Below are 17,630 nucleotides of genomic sequence, written 5' to 3' on the forward strand. Positions count from 1 at the left end.
TTAGTCATTAAAGCCTCCGGGATTTTGAATAAAGAACTCGGCTATTTTAAGGCGTGTAGCATCCGGAGCAGGCTGCCGGAGATAGAAGCTGAGATCGCGGAAGATCCGCTCCAGAGGATAAGGAGCCATTAGTCCCCGCGCACCCACGCAGCGGTTACTTTCTTCCATTACTTTTAAACAGCTTTCTTCTATATTTACCCTGGTCATGTTGGCAAATGCAATCAGATCTTGTGTCCGGGTATAATCAATAACCCACTCATCATAATATCTACCCGATTGCCTTAGCCAAAGATTTCCGGTTGTTACCTCCGAACAGATCCTGGAAATCCGGAGTTGCTGAAACGGATCTTCGGTGCGGTTAAGTGCTTTCAGGTATTCAATTGTGCTTTCCATGATCGCTTCTGCTCCGCCTAATTGAACGGCTGCAAAGCGTATGGCGCCACCACTAAAATGAGGTTGGTTTAAATAGATTCCTGGTTGCCCAAGTAAATCGCAATCTTTAAAGTTATATCCTGAAAAGTTTACCTTAAAACTTCCGGATGCTTTCATCCCGAGTGGTTTCCAGCTTTCACGATCGATATTTTCATCGCTTATCTTCTCCATATCCACGATGAGCATTTGCCAGCCTTCGTTTTGCGCCGTTTTGATGTTGCCCGTGATGAGTGCTTTATTAACCAGCGATGCTCCGGAACAAAAGGTTTTGCTCCCACTGATGATATAGGACTCGTGATTGCAATTAATATTAATGCCATCGGCACCCTGCGTGTTCCAGATTCCAAACAAATCTCCATTTTCCTTCACGCCATTGTACCATTTTTCCTTTTGTTGAGTATTGCCATACAGGTGAATTAAATATAAGGTGTTGATATGGCCCTCAAAGATCCTTCCTACAGAAAGATTCGCTTTTCCAACATCCTTTAGTAATTCGAGTAAGGCTGGCGTATTGGGTGTATTGAAGTCGAGTGCATTGCCAGGAAGTACTACTTCCAGTGCGCCACATTCGCGCAACAATTCAAACTCCTGAACCGGACCCAGCGGGCTGTGCTCTGTGGTATTGGCAAGCTTCGCGATGCTTTTGAGGGCGGCTTCAAAATGCACCCGTTTAAATGTTTTTACAGGAGCTGTTTGGCTGATGTTCATATCGTATTGATGAGTTTATTATTCTTATTAGCGGTGGATTCGAGCTGTTCTTCGTATGCAGCAATCATTGTAACGAAGCTGAACTTTTGCAGCGCATATTTTCTGATTTCCGAGCGGTTAAGTTTTTCAGCTTCCAGTATCGCCTCTGCAAGCTGATCTACATTTCCGCCCGCTGCAAGTACACCTGTATGGGGGGCAATGATTTCGGGAAGTGCGCCCATTCTAAAACCGGCAATAGGAGTACCGCAGGCCATGGCTTCTGCTGCAACAAATCCGAATGGTTCTTCCCAGCAAGGGGTAATCAGGCATACAGACGCATTACCAATCTCCCGGTTCAGCGACGGCTGATCCAGAAGTCCAAGGAAAACAAGGTCATCGCCCATAAGGGGCTCTATTTTTTGTTTATAATATTTTTCATCAGCGATACCACCAGCAATTCGCAACGGGATTTTTGCCGCTCTGGCAGCGGCGATAGCAAGGTGAAGTCCTTTATCAGGATGAATTCTTCCAAACCAAAGGGCGTACCTGTCGAGGCCGGCTTCAGGATGAAAATCCCACTTTTCGATTTTAATTCCATTCAGGATAACATTGCACTGATTGACTAATCCGCGCCAGTTTTCGGCACTTTTTCTGGAAACCGTAATGTAATCTATTATGGGTTTCCTACGTTCAGCAGCAATGGCCAGCTCAAGTTCATAAAATGGAGGCGTGTGCAATACGGTTACTATTGGTGTATTTACAATTGTTGCCATGGTGATGGGAACATAGTGAAGGCTGTTATTGAAAATTACATCAAAACCATATTGGTCAATTTCAGTCATTAACCTGAAATAGGCATGGTGTTCAGCGATGTACTCCGAAGGCAGATCCTTCATTTTCCTCCGCTGTCCGGTCAGTTCATCATAGTGATCATCTGTAAGTATCGGTACTAGTGGTAGGGAAGGATCTGAAGATGAACTCGCAAATAAGGTAACGTCATGCCCGCTGGATTGTAAGGCAGTTGTGATATGGTGTGTAAAAACTTCCAGTCCGCCGGCAAATGGCGCACGTATGGGGTGTTTTAGGTGTGAGATGATTCCGATCTTCATGTTGAGGGGATAGCGATGTGCTTTTTCCTTAAGAAGACAGTGTAAACAGTGGTAAAGTTTTGAAAAAGAAATAACAGGAGTTGGGATCGTTTGTTAAAGTTTGCATCGCACATACAGACGATGATACATTTCAATAATTGCGCTTTGGACTAAATTAATCCTGTTTAGTGTGACTTTTCGTTTGTCATATGTCAACACCTTATTGCAGATGCTATGACAATACTTTATTTTTGATTAAATCATCCCTAACGAATATGAACAGTATGAAGACCTTGCATTCCCTGCGTGAGGCTTTGCACAAGAAGTTTGGAAGTATAACTGTCGACAGGCAATTGTGCGAGCAGATTTCCGTTGCAATTTTTACACATCAGGAAGATTATATTAGCACTACAACGCTGATGAGACTTTTTGGATTGTTACCCATGGACCGAAATGTATTTCCGCCTCAGATTATTGAAATGATTGTCCGTTATACCGGCCACCAAACTGATGGAACTTTAGATGCCTTAATTACTGCAATCAAGCCACTTCACAAAACCCCGACCAGGAGAATTTAACTGTTTTAAATGGAAATTAAGTTACATCGAATTATTCGGGTGATTCCTTTGAGATGTAAATGCTTAAAGGTGACGGTAGCAGGCTTTGATCTTTTGCCGGTTGCTCTACATAAACTGCTATGCTAACCGCAGTTAAACCACTCTTGCTTAATTTGATTTCAAACGTTACCCGGTCGCCTACCTCAACACCCCCCGTCAGTGAACTTATAAAAAAGGGAATATCCTGCTCGTTTTCATCAACAATATAACCTTTATCGGAAACTGGATCAATAAGGATCACAATACCTTTTCTCATACTCAAAATTGAAATAGACCGTCATTTTTCAGGACGACATGATAGACTTCCCCAAATGTCGCTTGTTGAAGCCAAAAAAAGAATTTATATGCAAATAAAAACATAGCCTGAAGTTTTTAATTAAGCTAAGTTGTTTGATGGTAGCGTTATATTAATCATACATCATTAGTGTGGTATTGTTTAACGGTATCTGATGTAATATTAAATTTTAGTTAGATTTGACACTCAAAAACTTTAAATATGAAGCCCACAGTTAGTATTGAATATTGTCCGAAATGCGGTTGGATGTTGCGCGCAGCGTATATGGCTCAGGAACTGCTCACCACTTTTGCAGATGAGCTTAAAGGTGTAACACTAATTCCAAGTGAGTTAGGAGGAACCTTTACCGTTTCCAGCAGAGAGAGAATCATTTTCGACAGAAAAACTGCACAACGTTTTCCTGAAATTAAGGAATTAAAGCAACTGGTGCGGGATGAGATAAGTCCGGAGAAAGACCTTGGACATAGCGACCGAAAATAGCTGATCAGGCATTTGATTCGATAAGCAGTTTCAGCATTTTTAAGCGGTGGATAAGGGGCTGGTAAACTTTTGCACCAATATCTGCCTTCAAGGGTTGAATGTGGCTTTGTAGAAAGAGTTCGTAATCAGTAATTTCAGTTGCATCATTCAGAAAAATCGGTACCGGCTGTTTTCCTGCGTTATTAAAAAAATCTTCAAGTTCCTGTAATTCCTGCATTGTCATGGGGCAAAGGTAAGCGGAAAACAATTTTATAGCTAGTAATGTTGATAATATGGTCAATCTACCTTGATCTTATTCTACCGCTGATTTATGAAAACTTCATTGATTAAAAATACCACAAGAATTTTATTGGGAACGGGTCTGGTTTTTGCAGGCATCGGTCATCTTACTTTTGCAAGAAAACCGTTTCAGGCCCAGGTTCCCGACTGGGTTCCGCTTAAAAAAGATGATACAGTTGTTTATTCCGGATTTGTGGAGATAGCAATGGGGACGAGCTTGATTTTCGCACCAGTAAAATATCAGAAATTCGTGGGCCTGGCAGCAGCGAGTTTATTTGTTGCCGTATTTCCAGGCAATGTTTCGCAGTATCTTAACAAAAGAAGCGCGTTCGGATTGAACACCGATCAGAAACGTTTTGCCCGTTTATTTTTCCAACCCATTCTGGTATTCTGGGCGCTTGCAAGTACAAGCAAAAAAACGTAAAGTAATTGATCTGAATGAGCTCTGTAAAAAACCTGATAGGTTTATGTTATATGTTGTTAAGGCAAAAACATTTTATTTACTGAAGCGTTGAAAAAAGAAACAACTGCAAAAATTATGGAAATGAAGTCTTCAGATCATGAGTTATCAAATGTACAGTCGGATAGTTCAAACGGAAACGTTCCACATCCGGATCAAAATTTAACTACTGTAAGGTTGGAGACCATTTCACAGGCCTTGTGGAAGGCTATTTCAAATGCAGATGATCAAGATGCTTCTTTGTGGAGGATGTGGCGTTAGTTGAGCGATGAGGAAGCCGGCCTGAAGGGGCCGGCCATAACCCAATTTTACACGTCGTTTTCTTTATCACTTGAACGAACCAGAACAATTAATATTCCGAACGCCGATAAGAATGAACACAATCCCACAATTAAATTAATTTTCTCCATTGGTTATAGTTTGATATTTTGAAAATATAATTTTTCTGTCAATTTCCAAACTTTTAAACTCAACAGGAGTATGATTTACTCAATTATTATTCATTACCGTAGAAATGTAGAAATTTCTTCACACATTTTATAACCTGATTGTTTAGCAAACCTTTCCTGGATGATTAAAACCATATGAATTCTGTTTGGTTAAATATTTGATGTATTTTTGTTAAACATACGTTTGATTTGATACGGACGTATGCATACGAAAGATTGCTAATTACGCTAACCTTATTCAGAATGCCGTATTACAGAAAGTAATTCCGCTATTTTAAACGTTACTGAGATTTTATCAAAGGAAGGAAATAAAATTAAATCTGACTGTTTCGTCCTTATTTCAGCAATATCTGTGCTGACTTATTACTTATGGTGAATAAAAATATCAAGCAACATATTCTTTTCAGGTTGACGAACCCGTTAGCACTGTTATTACTTTTTTGTCTGAGTTTTGCTGCCTGTAAAAATGATCGTCAGGAATTATATAAGTCTAGCACTGCTGTAAAGTCAATACTTGATAGTGCATCACATCTACTGGATTTAGGAGAAGAAGCAGGGGCATTGAACTATCTGGAACATTCGACTGCCAGATTCGATTCAATAGCGGCATTCGATCGATGGCAGATTTACAATTTTAAAGCCATTTATTATCTGAATTACAGTTACAATATACGGTTTGCTGAAATCTATGCAGATAGTATGCTTCATGCAATTGAACCGCATCAGCAACAGTATAAATATGAGTATGCTGTAAGCCTTTTTACTAAGGGAGACGTACTTCGCTCCTCTGGCAATTTTGAACGTGCTTACGATTATTATTATGAAGCTAAAGTCTTCGCCGGAAAGCACCTGAACGATTGCAGCAAAGCTGTACTTAGCTTTCGAATCGGTTTAGTAAGGTACCGGCAGGCCAATTATAGCCGCGCAATAACTTTCTTCAAAGAAGCGATCACCGAGAAAAACGCCTGTGCAAACAGGGATTTTAATTCAAATGTATATTTTCCTCAGGCTGTACTAAATGCTACCGGATTAAGCTATGAGCGGATAAATAAACCAGATAGTGCAATTCATTACTATCAGCTTGCACTCAAATGTATTTTTGATAACGAAAAGTCGTTTCCTGCAGAATATAAGTCCATGATTATGGCACAAGGTGTCATCTATGGGAACCTGGGCGGTTTATATGCCAAAGAAGGCAAATCAGCAAAGGCAGAAGATATGCTTAGAAGAAGTATCCGCCTAAATGATCATAAGGGATTCGCGATTGATGATGCGCAAACAGCCAAAATTAAACTGATCAATTTATATCTGGATAAGAATGAGTTTGAGAAGGCGCGCAATATTTTAGACCAGGTTGATACTTACCTGCAATCTACAAGTGGGCCAGAAAGCAGGAATAACGAAATTTTAAAGCGCTGGCTGGATGCTCAAAGCCAGTATTACCACAAAATTGGCGACTACAAAAGTGCTTTCCATTTCCTGGGAACATTAGGGAAATTTACAGATTCCATCAGTAAAGCTGAACAAGCGGTGAAACGTTCGGACTTTGATAATGGATTAGAAAATGCTGAACGAAGATATCAGATGCTGACCCTTGAGCGAACAGGTGAACGTAAATCCTTATTTCTATATGGCTCAATCATTTTACTGATACTCATTATAATCATTGCATTTTTATTTATCAAAAACCTGCGAAAAGACAGGAAAAACCTGAAGGCGATGAGGATCTTGAATACTCAGATTATTCATTCTTATGAGGCACTGGAAGAGAGTCATCAGGAAAACAATGATATGCTGCAGGTGATTGCGCACGATTTGCGGAACCCTATCAGTGGGATGATGATGGCAGCCTCAACATTATCCTATATAACACCCCTGCCAGTTAAGGATCAGCATATGTACGACCTCATTCAGGAATCCGGAGAAGAGGCCATAAAAATGATCAATGAATTGCTGGAATCGAAAACCAGGCAGCTTGAACTGAAGCTTCGGGAGGCAGATATTTTTGATATACTTTACTACTGTGTCAAAATGCTGGAACATAAGGCTGCAGAAAAATCAATACATATTAATCTGAAAGCTTTTAGGGTAACATTTTTGATGAACCGGGAAAAAATCTGGCGTGTTTTCAGTAATTTAATCGGCAATGCCATTAAATTTAGCATGCAAGATAAGGAGATAAACATCGAGCTTTCTTACCAGCAAAATGGAGTGGCAATAAGCATTGCCGACGAAGGGGTAGGTATACCAGAAAACGTTGCCGCCACACTTTTCGATAACCGCGGGAAGATAGGAAATGCAGGCACACATGGTGAGCCCTCTTTTGGTTTAGGCTTATCGATCGCGAGGCAGATTGTCGATGCCCACAACGGCAAGATCTGGTTTGAACCTAATCCATCAGGAGGTACTACGTTTTGGGTGTGGCTGCCCATTTAGCTTAGGCATTTGCCGAAAATGTAGAGTATTGTAATGATTTTTTCATGACGCAAAAAGGTAACCCGAATGATGCAGATATACTTAGTACTTATTCCATTTTTTTATCGTATAAATACGGATTTTTATTCTTAATATTAATGCTTAAATTTAATTATGGGCTCTAAAATTCTTGTTATTGAGGATGATGCAAGTAATGCTGACGTGATCAAACTGATCCTGGAGAATGAAGACTTTCAGGTTATGGTAATCCATCGGTCAAAACTGCTTTATTCTGCGCTTCACGAGTTTGAGCCTGATTTAATTGTTATGGATATTATGCTTGGAGATGATGACGGCAGGTCTTTGTGTTTTGAGCTTAAAAATAATGGCAATACAAGGCATATCCCCATTATGCTCATCACTGCATTGCTCGACCGCGAGGTAGAAGCTATTCGTAATAACGCAGACCTGGTAATGTTTAAGCCTTTCGAGTACGATAAGCTCGCTGCTAATGTAAAAAATCTTTTGGCGGTGAGTTATTAGTTATTGTTTCTGCCATGTAGTCTGTGGGGCTTTTGCCGAACATCTTTTTAAATTCTATACTGAAATACTTCCTATCGCTGAAGCCTACATGAATAGAGAGGTATTGCATCATTATTTATGTCGACCACTATTATCTGGAAGCCATGGCGAGATATAAGGCATGGTACTTTTAGTCAGGAAAAGGGATATACTGGTAAACGACAATAACATATGAGCTTCAAATTGACACTAAAAAAATCAAAAGAACTGGTTGCTTCATTGCACTTTGCAGGGATATTTGTTCTTATCGCTTTATCCTCAACTGCTCAAACAAAGCAATCGGGAGGAACAGCCGACCGGAAATTCTGGGTGAAAACCTTATACCGGATATCATATCCGGTGATCAACAATCTGGCAAATGAAACTTTAAAGCAGAATATGCCGCTCGAAAAGGGAAACAATTACAACCTCAAACTGGAACATGTAACTTATCTGGAAGCTGTTGGGCGGACAATTGCCGGTATCGCACCATGGCTGGAGTTACCCGATGATGATTCGGAAGAGGGTAAATTGCGAAAATCTTTCCGGTTGCTTGTCATCGAAGGACTTAAGCATGCTGTTGATCCAAAAAGTAAAGATTACCTGGATTTCAGATCTGAACCGCAGGCAATAGTGGATGCAGCCTATGTTGCACAGGCTTTCATTCGCGCACCAAAAGGGATTTGGGCGGCTTTGGATACAACCACACAACAGCGGTATGTGGAAGAATTTAAATCGTTGCGCAACCGGACTGGTGCCTATAACAATTGGTTGCTTTTTGCAGGATTGACAGAAGGATTTCTGTTTAAAATCGGAGCACAATATGATCCGGCCCGTTTGCAGTTTGCCTTGAAGAAAATTAATGAATGGTATGTAGGTGACAGCTGGTACAGCGATGGTGAAAAATTCAGCATGGACTATTACAACTCTTATGTGATTCATCCGATGATGGTTGATTTGATGCAGATTATGCTTGAAAAAGGTAAAACAAATGTGGATGACTATAATAAATCGTTGGCAAGAATGGCGAGATACAGTGAGTACCTGGAACGCGTTATTGCTCCTGATGGTTCTTACCCTGCTTATGGAAGATCAGTTACTTACCGTACTGCGGCATTTCAGGCGCTGGGGCAAACCGCATTGATTGGAAAACTACCCGCAGAGGTAAGTCCTGCTCAGGTCAGGTGTGCATTAACAGCAGTATTTCACCGGATGTATGATGGTAAACAAAATTTCGACAACAACGGCTGGCTGGTGTTGGGGTTTAATGGTCACCAGCCTGAAATAGCCGATGTATACACCTCAACAGGGAGTTTATACATGGCTACCCTTGGGTTCTTACCATTAGGATTAAAAGCAAACGATCCATTCTGGACATCACCTCCGGCACCGTGGACTTCCGTTAAAGCATGGTCGGGCGCTAAAGTTAAGAAAGATTACAAGGTAGAATATTAACAGTGGTTATGCTGATCATTCTTCAGATTACGAAAACCTTAAAGGTGGGGAGTATACAAGGATCGGATTGCTGGCGGAACCGGATTGGAATTTATCCAATCCGGTTTTTTATTGTCATAAATTTGAGACAATTAATCTTTTATTTAGAATTGTTTTAAATCAGGCTATTTATTTAGAATCATTCTTTTTAACTTAGCGCTCGATTTTAGTAATCCAAACACTTCGGCTATCTAGATAGAATTAAACAAAACTCAAATGAAAAAAATCCTTCTTGGTGCTTTACTGATTGCATCAATGGGCTTAAAGGCTCAGAAAAATACTTTCTTTGATCAGGCTTTTTGGAAAGGGAACACCGACCTGGCCACGATAAAGGCTGAAATTGAAAAAGGAAATAGCCCTTCTCAGTTGAATCAGATCTCTTTTGATGCTACTTTCTTTGCAATCAGCAATGATGCCCCTATAGAGTCCATTTTGTTTCTATTGTCTCAACCTGGTAATGGTGTAGATAAGCTTTTGCATGATGGAAGGACCTACTTATTTACCGCTGCCTCAAAAGGAAATGTGCCGGTGATGGAATACCTTTTAAAAAACGGTGCAAAGGCAAACCTGGAAGACAGTCATGGGTTTTCCCCTTTAACTTTTGCCGCGGCTGCCGGACAACAGAATACTAAGGTTTATGATTTACTGATTGCAAAAGGTGCCGATTTAAAGAAAGACTTAAACCATGACGGTGCAAATGCATTACTGATCGGGATTAGTAATGATAAAGAATTTGCACTGACAAATTATTTTATTTCAAAAGGTTTAAGCCTGAATAGTGTTGACGCCTCTGGAAATACTGCGTTTAACTACGCAGCAAGAACTGGTAACATTGAATTAATGAATAAATTAATTGCCAAGGGGGTAAAATATAACAATAACGCCGTATTGATGGCTGCACAGGGTGGAAGAGGATCTTCAAACGGTTTACCCGTTTTTCAGTATCTGGAAAGTTTGAAACTTAAGCCGTCAGCATTGGGAACAAACGGGGAAAACGCTTTATTCTATATTGTTCGTAAACCAAAGCAGGAAGAATTGATCAGCTATTTTCTATCCAAAGGCGTAGATGTAAATGAGGCCGATAAGGATGGAAACACCGCCTTCATTAATGCAGCAGGTTTCACCAGGGATTTATCAGCTTTGGAATTATTATTGAAAAATGTAAAAAACATTAATCAGGTGAATGCGAAGGGCGTGTCTGCATTAGATATGGCCGTTCGCAGTAACTCTGCTGATGTGGTGAAGTTACTTTTGGATAAAGGGGCTGATTTAAAACTTGCAGATAAAGACGGAAATAATCTGACATATTACCTGATGCAGGGCTATTCACCAAGAGGTATGGAAGATTTTAATGCGAAATATAAACTGTTAACCGACAAGGGATTTGACCTTGCTGCTGCACAGCCTAACGGAAACAGCTTATACCATATCGCTGTGGCGAAAAATGATTTAGCTTTAGCAAAGTTTATTACGCCGTTAAAGGCAGACGTTAACGTGAAAAACAAAGAAGGCTATACGGCTTTGCATAAGGCAGCGATGACAGCGAAAGATACTGAACTTATGAAATACCTGATCTCTGTTGGTGCCAAAAAAGATGTAACTACCGAATTTAAAGAAACACCTTTCGACCTGGCCAGTGAAAATGAATACCTGTCAAAAAATAAAATTGCTATAGATTTCTTAAAATAATAAAATGAATACTTTTTTTAAATTATGCCTGGCATTTATGCTGGTGCTTACGTTACCTGATTTTTCTTCTGCACAGAAAACTACCAAGTACAAATGCCTTGTGCAGATGACAAACTACGTAGGCGAAGGTGCATACATCGTAGTTTCTTTAATAGACCCGAAAGGTACATATGAGAAAACGCTCTATGTGATGGGTTCGGATAAAAAATGGTATCCCGATCTAAAGGAGTGGCACAAGGCCTTTAAAGCTAAACCGACTAATATCAGTGCAATTACAGGCGCTTCAGTTACGGGCGGCGACAGAAGTGTAACCGTTTTTGAAATCGATAATGCTAAACTGAATAAAGGTTACAAGATCCGTTTTGAAACTGCTGTTGAAGACAATAAATATTACGTCAAAGACCTTGAAATTCCACTTACCACTGAAGGACTTGCTGCTAAGACTGAAGGAACAGGGTACATCAGAAACGTTCGTTTGAGCGCTAATTAATAAATATTATAAATGACAATTTCTGTTTGGAGATATAGCCACTTAGCACTGGCTATATCTTCTTTTATTTTTATTACCCTGGCTTCAGTAACGGGAATTATCCTCGCTTTTAAGCCTGTTACGGAAAAAACACAACCTTACCGTTCTAAAGGTTTCAGCAGCCTTACGGTAGCCGAGGTAATCCCCAATCTGAAGAAATCGTATACCGATATCAGCGATGTAACAATAGATGCCAACCAGTTTGTCAGCATTAACGGCACTGATTTAAATGATGAGTCAGGAAAATTTTATGTCGATCCTGTTAGTGGAAAATCCCTTGGGAGGGTAGGTAAAGAAAACGAATTTTTCAGAACCGTGACAACTTTACACCGCTCTTTGTTTCTACACGAAACCGGTCGTTTTTTTGTAGGTATAACCGCATTTCTGCTATTTCTCATTGCAACATCAGGAACTGTACTGATCATTCAGCGTCAGCGAAGCTTTAAAAAGTTTTTTGGAAAAATAGTCAGAGATGGTTTTGCACAATATTACCACGTAGTCCTCGGTCGGCTATTGCTTATTCCAATTATCATCATTTCCTTGAGCGGAACATTCTTATCGCTGCAAAGATTTGGATTAATCAAGGAACAAAAGATTACGCACAAGGTAGATTTAGATGCACTCAAAACTACTCCCGAAAAAAAGCTGCAGGATTTTGAAGTGCTGAAAAATATAAAGCTTGGAGAAGTGCAGTCGATTGAGTTTCCTTTTTCAGAAGATGTAGAAGACTATTTCACTATCAAACTTCAGGATAGGGAAATTACGTTAAATCAAATTACAGGAGAGATTTTAACAGAGCAGGCCTATACAACAGCTACTCTGTTAAATACACTTAGTATGGATTTACATACGGGCAGGACCAATGCGATATGGGCAGTTGTTTTGGCGATCGCTTCGATAAATATTTTGTTTTTTATTTATTCTGGTTTCGTCATCATGTGGAAAAGGCGTTCGAACCGGATCAGGAATAAATTTAAACCGGAAGCAGCCGAGTTTATTATTCTGGTGGGTTCAGAGAATGGAACCACTTTTAGATTTGCAAAGGCTATACACGATCAGCTTTTGACGAGCGGTAAGCTTTCATTTATGGCCGAACTAAATGATTATAAGGCATTTGCTCAGGCGAAGCAAATCCTTGTTTTTACGGCCACCTACGGGCAGGGTGATGCGCCAACAAACGCGAAGAAGTTTATCTCGCAGCTAGAACGTTATCCACAACAACAGTCTGTTAAGTTTTCTGTTGTAGCCTTTGGCTCTCATGCATACCCGGATTTCTGTAAGTTTGGTTATGAGGTGAATAATGCACTATCGAAAAAGACCTGGGCAACGCCGATACTTGAAATACATACAGTCAACGATCGGTCACCCGAGGAATTCACCATCTGGGCTAACTCCTGGGCTTCACATTCTGATATCGAATTAACGGTACTGGATAAATTGCTGGAAACGAAGGCGCCTAAAACACTGAAGTTCATAGTTACCGATAAAATTGTTTCCGCACATGAAGAGACATCGTTCATAATACGATTAAGGCCTAAGCGTTTAAAGAAATTTGATTCTGGTGATTTGCTGACGATTTATCCTGCAAATGATCATAGAGAGCGACAGTATTCCATAGGAAAAGTTGGCAAAGAAGTACAGCTCAGCGTTAAACTGCACGAAGGTGGGCTGGGTTCCGGGTTTTTATACAATCTGAATGTTGGAGAGTCATTGTCTGCGTCCATTATAAAGAATGCTCATTTCCATTTTCCCCATAAGCGAAAAACAGTGATTATGGTTTCAAATGGAACCGGTATTGCACCATTTCTGGGGATGCTGAATCAACATGATAGTCAGAAAAATATTCACCTGTATTGTGGTTTCAGGAACCAGCAATCATTCGCTTTGTATGAAAAAAGTATTAACGCTAAAGCCCTGGAAGCTGCTAAAGTCAATGTTGCATTATCGCGTGAAGGGGATAAAATGTATGTAAAAGATTTACTGGCAAGGGATAGTGATTTTGTAGCTCAAACGCTGAGAAATGATGGAGCGGTTATGTTATGCGGCTCCTTAAGCATGCAAAAGGATGTTATCAGCTGGTTGGAACAACTATGCCAGGAACAGGATAACAAAAGCATTAGTTTCTATCAATCGCGCGGACAGGTATTAATGGATTGTTATTAGTGTAACCGACCCGATATTTTCCAGATAAACATAATATTGTTTAGTTCATGGTGTTAGGGTGGAGGAAAGTGATCTCAATCAGAATTAATGATTACAGATTTTTCTTCCACTTTTCAATCGTCTGGGTGTCAAGGTTTCCAGACCAGTAAAGCTGGCCATCGTCTCCGAATATCACACAGCTATATTCTGGAAATCCAGCGAGTAATTGGAGACCTTTATCCTTACCAAGCAACATGATCGAGGTGCTGAAACCATTTGCTTTCTCAGTATCGGGCCCAAAAACTGTCACGCTGGTTAGTCCTGTTACAGGATATCCTGTTGTGGGATTGATGATGTGTGAATACCGTTTTCCATTAAACATCACAAATTTTTCATAGCTGCCAGAAGTTACAACCGCACCATTTTTGATGGGAACAGCAGCAAACAGGCTATCTTTGTGAAATGGGTTGGTAATTCCGATCATCCATGGTTTGCCGTTGGGTTGTTTACCCCATACACTCATGTCACCGGTAGCATTTACGATACCAGCGTTAATGCCTTTTTCTAACATCATTTTTCTACAGCGGTTAGTGGCATAACCTTCTCCTAATGCCCCAAAACCTATCTTCATGCCTTTCTCTTTCAAAAAAATAGTGCAGTTGATGCTGTCGAGAATGATATTTTTATAATTAACATTTTGTACAGATTTTCTGACTGCATCAGGTGACGGCATTTCAGTCATTGATCCGTCGAATTTCCAGATTCGATCCATAGCTGCAAAACTGATGTCGAACGCGCCATTGGTTAGTTTCGATAACTGAATGGCACGCTGCGTAAGTTTGAAAACCTCCCGATCCACTTTTACGGGATATTCACCAGCATGCTGATTGACAGCAGAAACTTGTGACGTTGGTTTCCAGTCGGAAATTAAGAATTCAATTCTCGAAATTTCTTCAATGATGGTATCTATATTGGCTTCCGCAATTAGCTTTGTTTTGGCTACGATAGATATATCAAATCTACCACCCATTAGCATTGTTGTTCTTTTTTTTACAACCTGAGCTTGCAATGCGGTGGAGAGGGTCAAGATAAATAATGTGAATTTTAACTTCAATTTAATACGGTTAAATGAAGCCCAAATTTAAAGATTACACACATGAAATTGCAGCTATTACTTAAAGAAATATTAACCGTTGAATAAGGTTAACGAATCTTTAGGTATTTTGTACATCACATAATATCATGCAGAGTTGGATTAAGCTGATCTAACAAATTGAAACTTTTCAAAACCATCGGCTATTATTCATGTTGCTTTTTAAAAGAACTGATGATGAATACTTATACAAAAAAAGCGAAAACAAACGGATTGGTGTTGGATGGATTGAAAGCTGTTGGTGATTCAGCAGGATTGAAGGCAAGTAAATCGAAAATAAAGAAGGAAGTACAACTCAGCTTTAGCATAGTTAACCAGCTTACGGAAATGCTATTCACCAAACGAGGCATGCAAAACCGTAAGGAAATAGAGATGGCCGGATTGGGCATTATCGCACTTTATAATATCTACCGCGGGGTGAAGAAGGGAAAAAGATCTCCGCTGGTAAAAGGAGTATTCCTGGCAGGTATCTTAACTGCCGCATTAATAGTGAATAATAAAGCTACGTCTCCTTCGGGTATTGTGAAAGTAAACTAAAGGCTATGCTATCATTTTATGTTGTGGGATATCGGTGTGTATTCCTATAGGTTTTAAATTCGCCGCTTGCAGATTCTCCTGCTAATATATTTAGTTTTATTTTTGTATCACCCGAAATCATCCATTTTGCAATAGCTTGCGCGGGTATACTTCATGAATGACCCTATCAACTTTCACAACGACAGCATTCAGCTCTCTTCAGGTGCAGGAACGCTTGTAGCAGAGCCTTTTTACAGAAAGGAAACAGCCTGGCACAGGGATTGGAAGCTGGCATTTCCTCCATCATTCCGCGAAGTAGGATTTAACGATGCTGCGAAAGGCGATTTTCACAGAGCAGACATATTTACTCCATCAGGACATACCATCGAATTTCAAAACTCGCCGATCACAATCCTGGAGTTGAAAAGCAGGGAGGCTTTTTATCCGAATTTGGTTTGGGTTTTGAATGGAAAGAAATTTAAAGGCTTCAGAATATTAAAACACCTCCCAGCAGTCGATGATCCAAAACTAGATGCTTTTGAATTTTGCCATTCCGATCATTTATCAATGGTTAGAAAAAATGAGGTCATAAATGGGGAAATAAATCCCCGTATCCTCAATTTTTATCATCCAGAACTAAAGGACATCGTTCTGACATCTGATCTATATTCTTTTTGCTGGAAAAATCCTCACAAGGTATGGTTCGAGGCCACCTGTCCCATATTCGTCGATTTAGGTGGGCATTTTATATACGAACTTAAACAAAGACCACAGCTTTCCGGAAATTACCCTTATCTGAAGTTGATTACCAGAAAGAAATTCATAGCACTATATACGCCTCCTGAAAGTTAAATCAACAATGCCTGTGTTTTGGCCGTAGCTTTGCTTAGTTAACTCGGTTTACTAAATTAAAGCTCAATCTGATATGTATAGCTGTGTAATCATCGATGATGAACAAATAAGCATCAATATTCTTAAATATTTCATTAACCAAAGTAATCAGCTGGAGTTGTTGAATACATTCACAGATCCGGTGGTGGGAACCCGTGAAATTCTGGATTACGATAATGTTGATTTTCTATTTCTTGATATCAGGATGGATATTTCGGGATTAGACGTTGCGCGGGTAATTCGCAATAAAGTAAAGTATTTAATATTCGTTACCGCCTATGAGCATTATGCACTTGATGCGTTTAGTGTAAATTGTGACCGGTATCTTATGAAGCCGGTAAATTATAAAAAACTCGATGGCATTATACAAGAACTGCTTAACCGCGAAGGAAGAAATATGAGGCGGGAAATAAAATAGAACCAATGCCATTTAAAGTACCCAAAGTCACTTTAAGATAAAATGACTTTGGGTGAAGAAACTTATTTATTTATACTGTCACTGATCTTATTAATCATCACCAGGTGGCTCTGAACAACTGGTGCAGTCTTAGTTGCAAACGTTTTTAATTCGGCATCTTTACCATCTTTTGATTCATCTTCCATCAGTTTTAAGGTTGATTTGTGTCCGCTAATCATTGCATCTACATAGGCTTTATCGAAATCCGCGCCAGTTTTTTTACCAAGATCTTCCATGGTTTTTTTATGCTCATCATCTACGGTACTCGGTAAGGTGATGTTTTTCTGTGCAGCAATAGCCATTAATTCTGTATTTGCTGTTCCATGATCTTTAACCATCATGCTTGCAAAATCTTTAACCTGCTGGTTTGTACCCTTCTCTAAGGCAAGTTTTCCTAACTCCACTTCTGCCATACCACCAACGGCTGCCTGAGTGGCAAATTTTGCATCGGCATCATCGACAGCAATGCCTCCGGTTTCTGCCACATTAGTTGTGGTGTCTTTAGCCATATTTAAACTATCGGCACTTTCTTTCGCATCTTTTTGTCCGCTACCGCAAGACTGGAACGTAAACGCCGAAATTGATACGGCAACCACATAAATTAACTTTTTCATATACATAGGTTTTTGTTGTATCAGGTAAACATTGCCCGTAATGAAATAGTTTAAATTTTCGTGTTAAATAGCTAAAACAACAAAAGGCGCAAATGATATTACGCCTTTTTTCATGCTGTTCAGCTGACTAAAGCTTAATTTTTTTTGCCTTTCCTTCCGGTTTCTCAGGAAGCTGAATAGATAAAATCAAATCAATGCTTTCCGAATTCGTTTCGTAATCGGCAGCGATTTTTTCCCATTTCACAAGTTCTGCCTGTAAGTTTTCAATCTCCTTACCAAGTGATTCTATCTTATTCTGAATTGATTTTTTAACGTTTGTATTTGCCATAAAACAAAAATAATATTTGGATGGCACATCTTTAAAAACATAATTGTCAAACAA

20 protein-coding genes are annotated in these 17,630 nt (G+C 39.7%); 13 read left to right on the plus strand and 7 right to left on the minus strand.

Annotated elements, in window-relative coordinates; translation table 11 throughout:
• Both AB669_RS20185 and AB669_RS20190 read right to left on the minus strand, forming a co-directional pair.
• Positions 1-1,140, minus strand: a complete 1,140-nt coding sequence (locus AB669_RS20185) for an acyl-CoA dehydrogenase family protein (RefSeq protein ID WP_053058507.1) — start codon at positions 1,138-1,140, stop codon at positions 1-3.
• Positions 1,137-2,228: a glycosyltransferase gene (locus AB669_RS20190; protein ID WP_047801169.1), complete on the minus strand. Its 1,092-nt coding sequence runs from the start codon at positions 2,226-2,228 to the stop codon at positions 1,137-1,139. The genes AB669_RS20185 and AB669_RS20190 overlap by 4 nt, the downstream gene beginning before the upstream one ends.
• Before the next feature lie 254 nt (positions 2,229-2,482).
• Between AB669_RS20190 and AB669_RS20195 the strand changes: the two genes are divergently transcribed.
• Entirely contained in the window at positions 2,483-2,785 is a 303-nt protein-coding gene (locus tag AB669_RS20195) for a hypothetical protein (RefSeq protein ID WP_047801170.1), read from the plus strand.
• Between the two features lie 31 nt (positions 2,786-2,816).
• Here AB669_RS20195 and AB669_RS20200 read toward each other — a convergent pair whose 3' ends face one another.
• The gene (locus AB669_RS20200) at positions 2,817-3,080 is read right to left on the minus strand and encodes a cold-shock protein (RefSeq protein WP_047801171.1); all 264 of its coding nucleotides are present in this window, start codon (positions 3,078-3,080) and stop codon (positions 2,817-2,819) included.
• Between the two features lie 240 nt (positions 3,081-3,320).
• Between AB669_RS20200 and AB669_RS20205 the strand changes: the two genes are divergently transcribed.
• Entirely contained in the window at positions 3,321-3,599 is a 279-nt protein-coding gene (locus tag AB669_RS20205) for a SelT/SelW/SelH family protein (protein ID WP_047801172.1), read from the plus strand.
• A gap of 4 nt (positions 3,600-3,603) precedes the next feature.
• Here the strand turns inward: AB669_RS20205 and AB669_RS20210 are convergent, their stop codons facing one another.
• Entirely contained in the window at positions 3,604-3,822 is a 219-nt protein-coding gene (locus AB669_RS20210; RefSeq protein ID WP_047801173.1) for a hypothetical protein, read from the minus strand.
• A gap of 87 nt (positions 3,823-3,909) precedes the next feature.
• Between AB669_RS20210 and AB669_RS20215 the strand changes: the two genes are divergently transcribed.
• The 8 genes from AB669_RS20215 to AB669_RS20250 all read left to right on the plus strand — a co-directional run bounded on the left by AB669_RS20215 (position 3,910) and on the right by AB669_RS20250 (position 13,638).
• Positions 3,910-4,302: a membrane protein gene (locus AB669_RS20215; RefSeq protein WP_047801174.1), complete on the plus strand. Its 393-nt coding sequence runs from the start codon at positions 3,910-3,912 to the stop codon at positions 4,300-4,302.
• 120 nt (positions 4,303-4,422) lie between these two features.
• A complete protein-coding gene (locus AB669_RS20220; protein WP_156166820.1) occupies positions 4,423-4,599 on the plus strand; it encodes a hypothetical protein in 177 nt (58 codons plus the stop codon).
• A 557-nt stretch (positions 4,600-5,156) separates the two neighbouring features.
• The gene (locus AB669_RS20225) at positions 5,157-7,223 is read left to right on the plus strand and encodes a tetratricopeptide repeat-containing sensor histidine kinase (protein ID WP_047801176.1); all 2,067 of its coding nucleotides are present in this window, start codon (positions 5,157-5,159) and stop codon (positions 7,221-7,223) included.
• A gap of 153 nt (positions 7,224-7,376) precedes the next feature.
• Positions 7,377-7,745: a PleD family two-component system response regulator gene (locus tag AB669_RS20230; RefSeq protein WP_047801177.1), complete on the plus strand. Its 369-nt coding sequence runs from the start codon at positions 7,377-7,379 to the stop codon at positions 7,743-7,745.
• A 210-nt stretch (positions 7,746-7,955) separates the two neighbouring features.
• On the plus strand, positions 7,956-9,218 hold the full coding sequence (locus AB669_RS20235; protein WP_053058508.1) for a DUF2264 domain-containing protein: 1,263 nt from the start codon (positions 7,956-7,958) through the stop codon (positions 9,216-9,218).
• Between the two features lie 255 nt (positions 9,219-9,473).
• The gene (locus tag AB669_RS20240) at positions 9,474-10,946 is read left to right on the plus strand and encodes an ankyrin repeat domain-containing protein (RefSeq protein ID WP_047801178.1); all 1,473 of its coding nucleotides are present in this window, start codon (positions 9,474-9,476) and stop codon (positions 10,944-10,946) included.
• Between the two features lie 4 nt (positions 10,947-10,950).
• A complete protein-coding gene (locus AB669_RS20245; RefSeq protein WP_047801179.1) occupies positions 10,951-11,436 on the plus strand; it encodes a DUF2271 domain-containing protein in 486 nt (161 codons plus the stop codon).
• A gap of 12 nt (positions 11,437-11,448) precedes the next feature.
• Entirely contained in the window at positions 11,449-13,638 is a 2,190-nt protein-coding gene (locus AB669_RS20250; protein ID WP_047801180.1) for a PepSY domain-containing protein, read from the plus strand.
• A 91-nt stretch (positions 13,639-13,729) separates the two neighbouring features.
• Here the strand turns inward: AB669_RS20250 and AB669_RS20255 are convergent, their stop codons facing one another.
• A complete protein-coding gene (locus AB669_RS20255; protein ID WP_231582724.1) occupies positions 13,730-14,647 on the minus strand; it encodes an FAD:protein FMN transferase in 918 nt (305 codons plus the stop codon).
• A gap of 297 nt (positions 14,648-14,944) precedes the next feature.
• Here AB669_RS20255 and AB669_RS20260 point away from each other — a divergent pair, with 297 nt between their 5' ends.
• The 3 genes from AB669_RS20260 to AB669_RS20270 all read left to right on the plus strand — a co-directional run bounded on the left by AB669_RS20260 (position 14,945) and on the right by AB669_RS20270 (position 16,595).
• A complete protein-coding gene (locus AB669_RS20260; protein WP_197082456.1) occupies positions 14,945-15,307 on the plus strand; it encodes a hypothetical protein in 363 nt (120 codons plus the stop codon).
• A 153-nt stretch (positions 15,308-15,460) separates the two neighbouring features.
• Positions 15,461-16,138 (plus strand): competence protein, encoded by a 678-nt coding sequence (locus AB669_RS20265; protein ID WP_231582725.1) that lies wholly within the window; start codon positions 15,461-15,463, stop codon positions 16,136-16,138.
• 73 nt (positions 16,139-16,211) lie between these two features.
• Positions 16,212-16,595, plus strand: a complete 384-nt coding sequence (locus AB669_RS20270; RefSeq protein WP_053058509.1) for a LytTR family DNA-binding domain-containing protein — start codon at positions 16,212-16,214, stop codon at positions 16,593-16,595.
• A 62-nt stretch (positions 16,596-16,657) separates the two neighbouring features.
• Here AB669_RS20270 and AB669_RS20275 read toward each other — a convergent pair whose 3' ends face one another.
• Together AB669_RS20275 and AB669_RS20280 are read right to left on the minus strand one after the other, a co-directional pair.
• A complete protein-coding gene (locus tag AB669_RS20275) occupies positions 16,658-17,248 on the minus strand; it encodes a DUF4142 domain-containing protein (protein ID WP_047801238.1) in 591 nt (196 codons plus the stop codon).
• A gap of 127 nt (positions 17,249-17,375) precedes the next feature.
• Positions 17,376-17,576 (minus strand): hypothetical protein, encoded by a 201-nt coding sequence (locus AB669_RS20280; RefSeq protein WP_047801183.1) that lies wholly within the window; start codon positions 17,574-17,576, stop codon positions 17,376-17,378.
• Between the last annotated feature and the right edge of the window lie 54 nt (positions 17,577-17,630).

Source organism: Pedobacter sp. BMA (genome assembly GCF_001027745.1).
GTDB lineage: Bacteria > Bacteroidota > Bacteroidia > Sphingobacteriales > Sphingobacteriaceae > Pedobacter.

Coding starts and splice junctions, on each gene's coding strand:
- AB669_RS20185 (WP_053058507.1), bottom strand. CDS start 1,140: ATGAACATCAGCCAAACAGCTCCTGTAAAAACATTTAAACGGGTGCAT.
- AB669_RS20190 (WP_047801169.1), bottom strand. CDS start 2,228: ATGAAGATCGGAATCATCTCACACCTAAAACACCCCATACGTGCGCCA.
- AB669_RS20195 (WP_047801170.1), top strand. CDS start 2,483: ATGAACAGTATGAAGACCTTGCATTCCCTGCGTGAGGCTTTGCACAAG.
- AB669_RS20200 (WP_047801171.1), bottom strand. CDS start 3,080: ATGAGAAAAGGTATTGTGATCCTTATTGATCCAGTTTCCGATAAAGGT.
- AB669_RS20205 (WP_047801172.1), top strand. CDS start 3,321: ATGAAGCCCACAGTTAGTATTGAATATTGTCCGAAATGCGGTTGGATG.
- AB669_RS20210 (WP_047801173.1), bottom strand. CDS start 3,822: ATGACAATGCAGGAATTACAGGAACTTGAAGATTTTTTTAATAACGCA.
- AB669_RS20215 (WP_047801174.1), top strand. CDS start 3,910: ATGAAAACTTCATTGATTAAAAATACCACAAGAATTTTATTGGGAACG.
- AB669_RS20220 (WP_156166820.1), top strand. CDS start 4,423: ATGAAGTCTTCAGATCATGAGTTATCAAATGTACAGTCGGATAGTTCA.
- AB669_RS20225 (WP_047801176.1), top strand. CDS start 5,157: ATGGTGAATAAAAATATCAAGCAACATATTCTTTTCAGGTTGACGAAC.
- AB669_RS20230 (WP_047801177.1), top strand. CDS start 7,377: ATGGGCTCTAAAATTCTTGTTATTGAGGATGATGCAAGTAATGCTGAC.
- AB669_RS20235 (WP_053058508.1), top strand. CDS start 7,956: ATGAGCTTCAAATTGACACTAAAAAAATCAAAAGAACTGGTTGCTTCA.
- AB669_RS20240 (WP_047801178.1), top strand. CDS start 9,474: ATGAAAAAAATCCTTCTTGGTGCTTTACTGATTGCATCAATGGGCTTA.
- AB669_RS20245 (WP_047801179.1), top strand. CDS start 10,951: ATGAATACTTTTTTTAAATTATGCCTGGCATTTATGCTGGTGCTTACG.
- AB669_RS20250 (WP_047801180.1), top strand. CDS start 11,449: ATGACAATTTCTGTTTGGAGATATAGCCACTTAGCACTGGCTATATCT.
- AB669_RS20255 (WP_231582724.1), bottom strand. CDS start 14,647: ATGGGTGGTAGATTTGATATATCTATCGTAGCCAAAACAAAGCTAATT.
- AB669_RS20260 (WP_197082456.1), top strand. CDS start 14,945: ATGATGAATACTTATACAAAAAAAGCGAAAACAAACGGATTGGTGTTG.
- AB669_RS20265 (WP_231582725.1), top strand. CDS start 15,461: ATGAATGACCCTATCAACTTTCACAACGACAGCATTCAGCTCTCTTCA.
- AB669_RS20270 (WP_053058509.1), top strand. CDS start 16,212: ATGTATAGCTGTGTAATCATCGATGATGAACAAATAAGCATCAATATT.
- AB669_RS20275 (WP_047801238.1), bottom strand. CDS start 17,248: ATGAAAAAGTTAATTTATGTGGTTGCCGTATCAATTTCGGCGTTTACG.
- AB669_RS20280 (WP_047801183.1), bottom strand. CDS start 17,576: ATGGCAAATACAAACGTTAAAAAATCAATTCAGAATAAGATAGAATCA.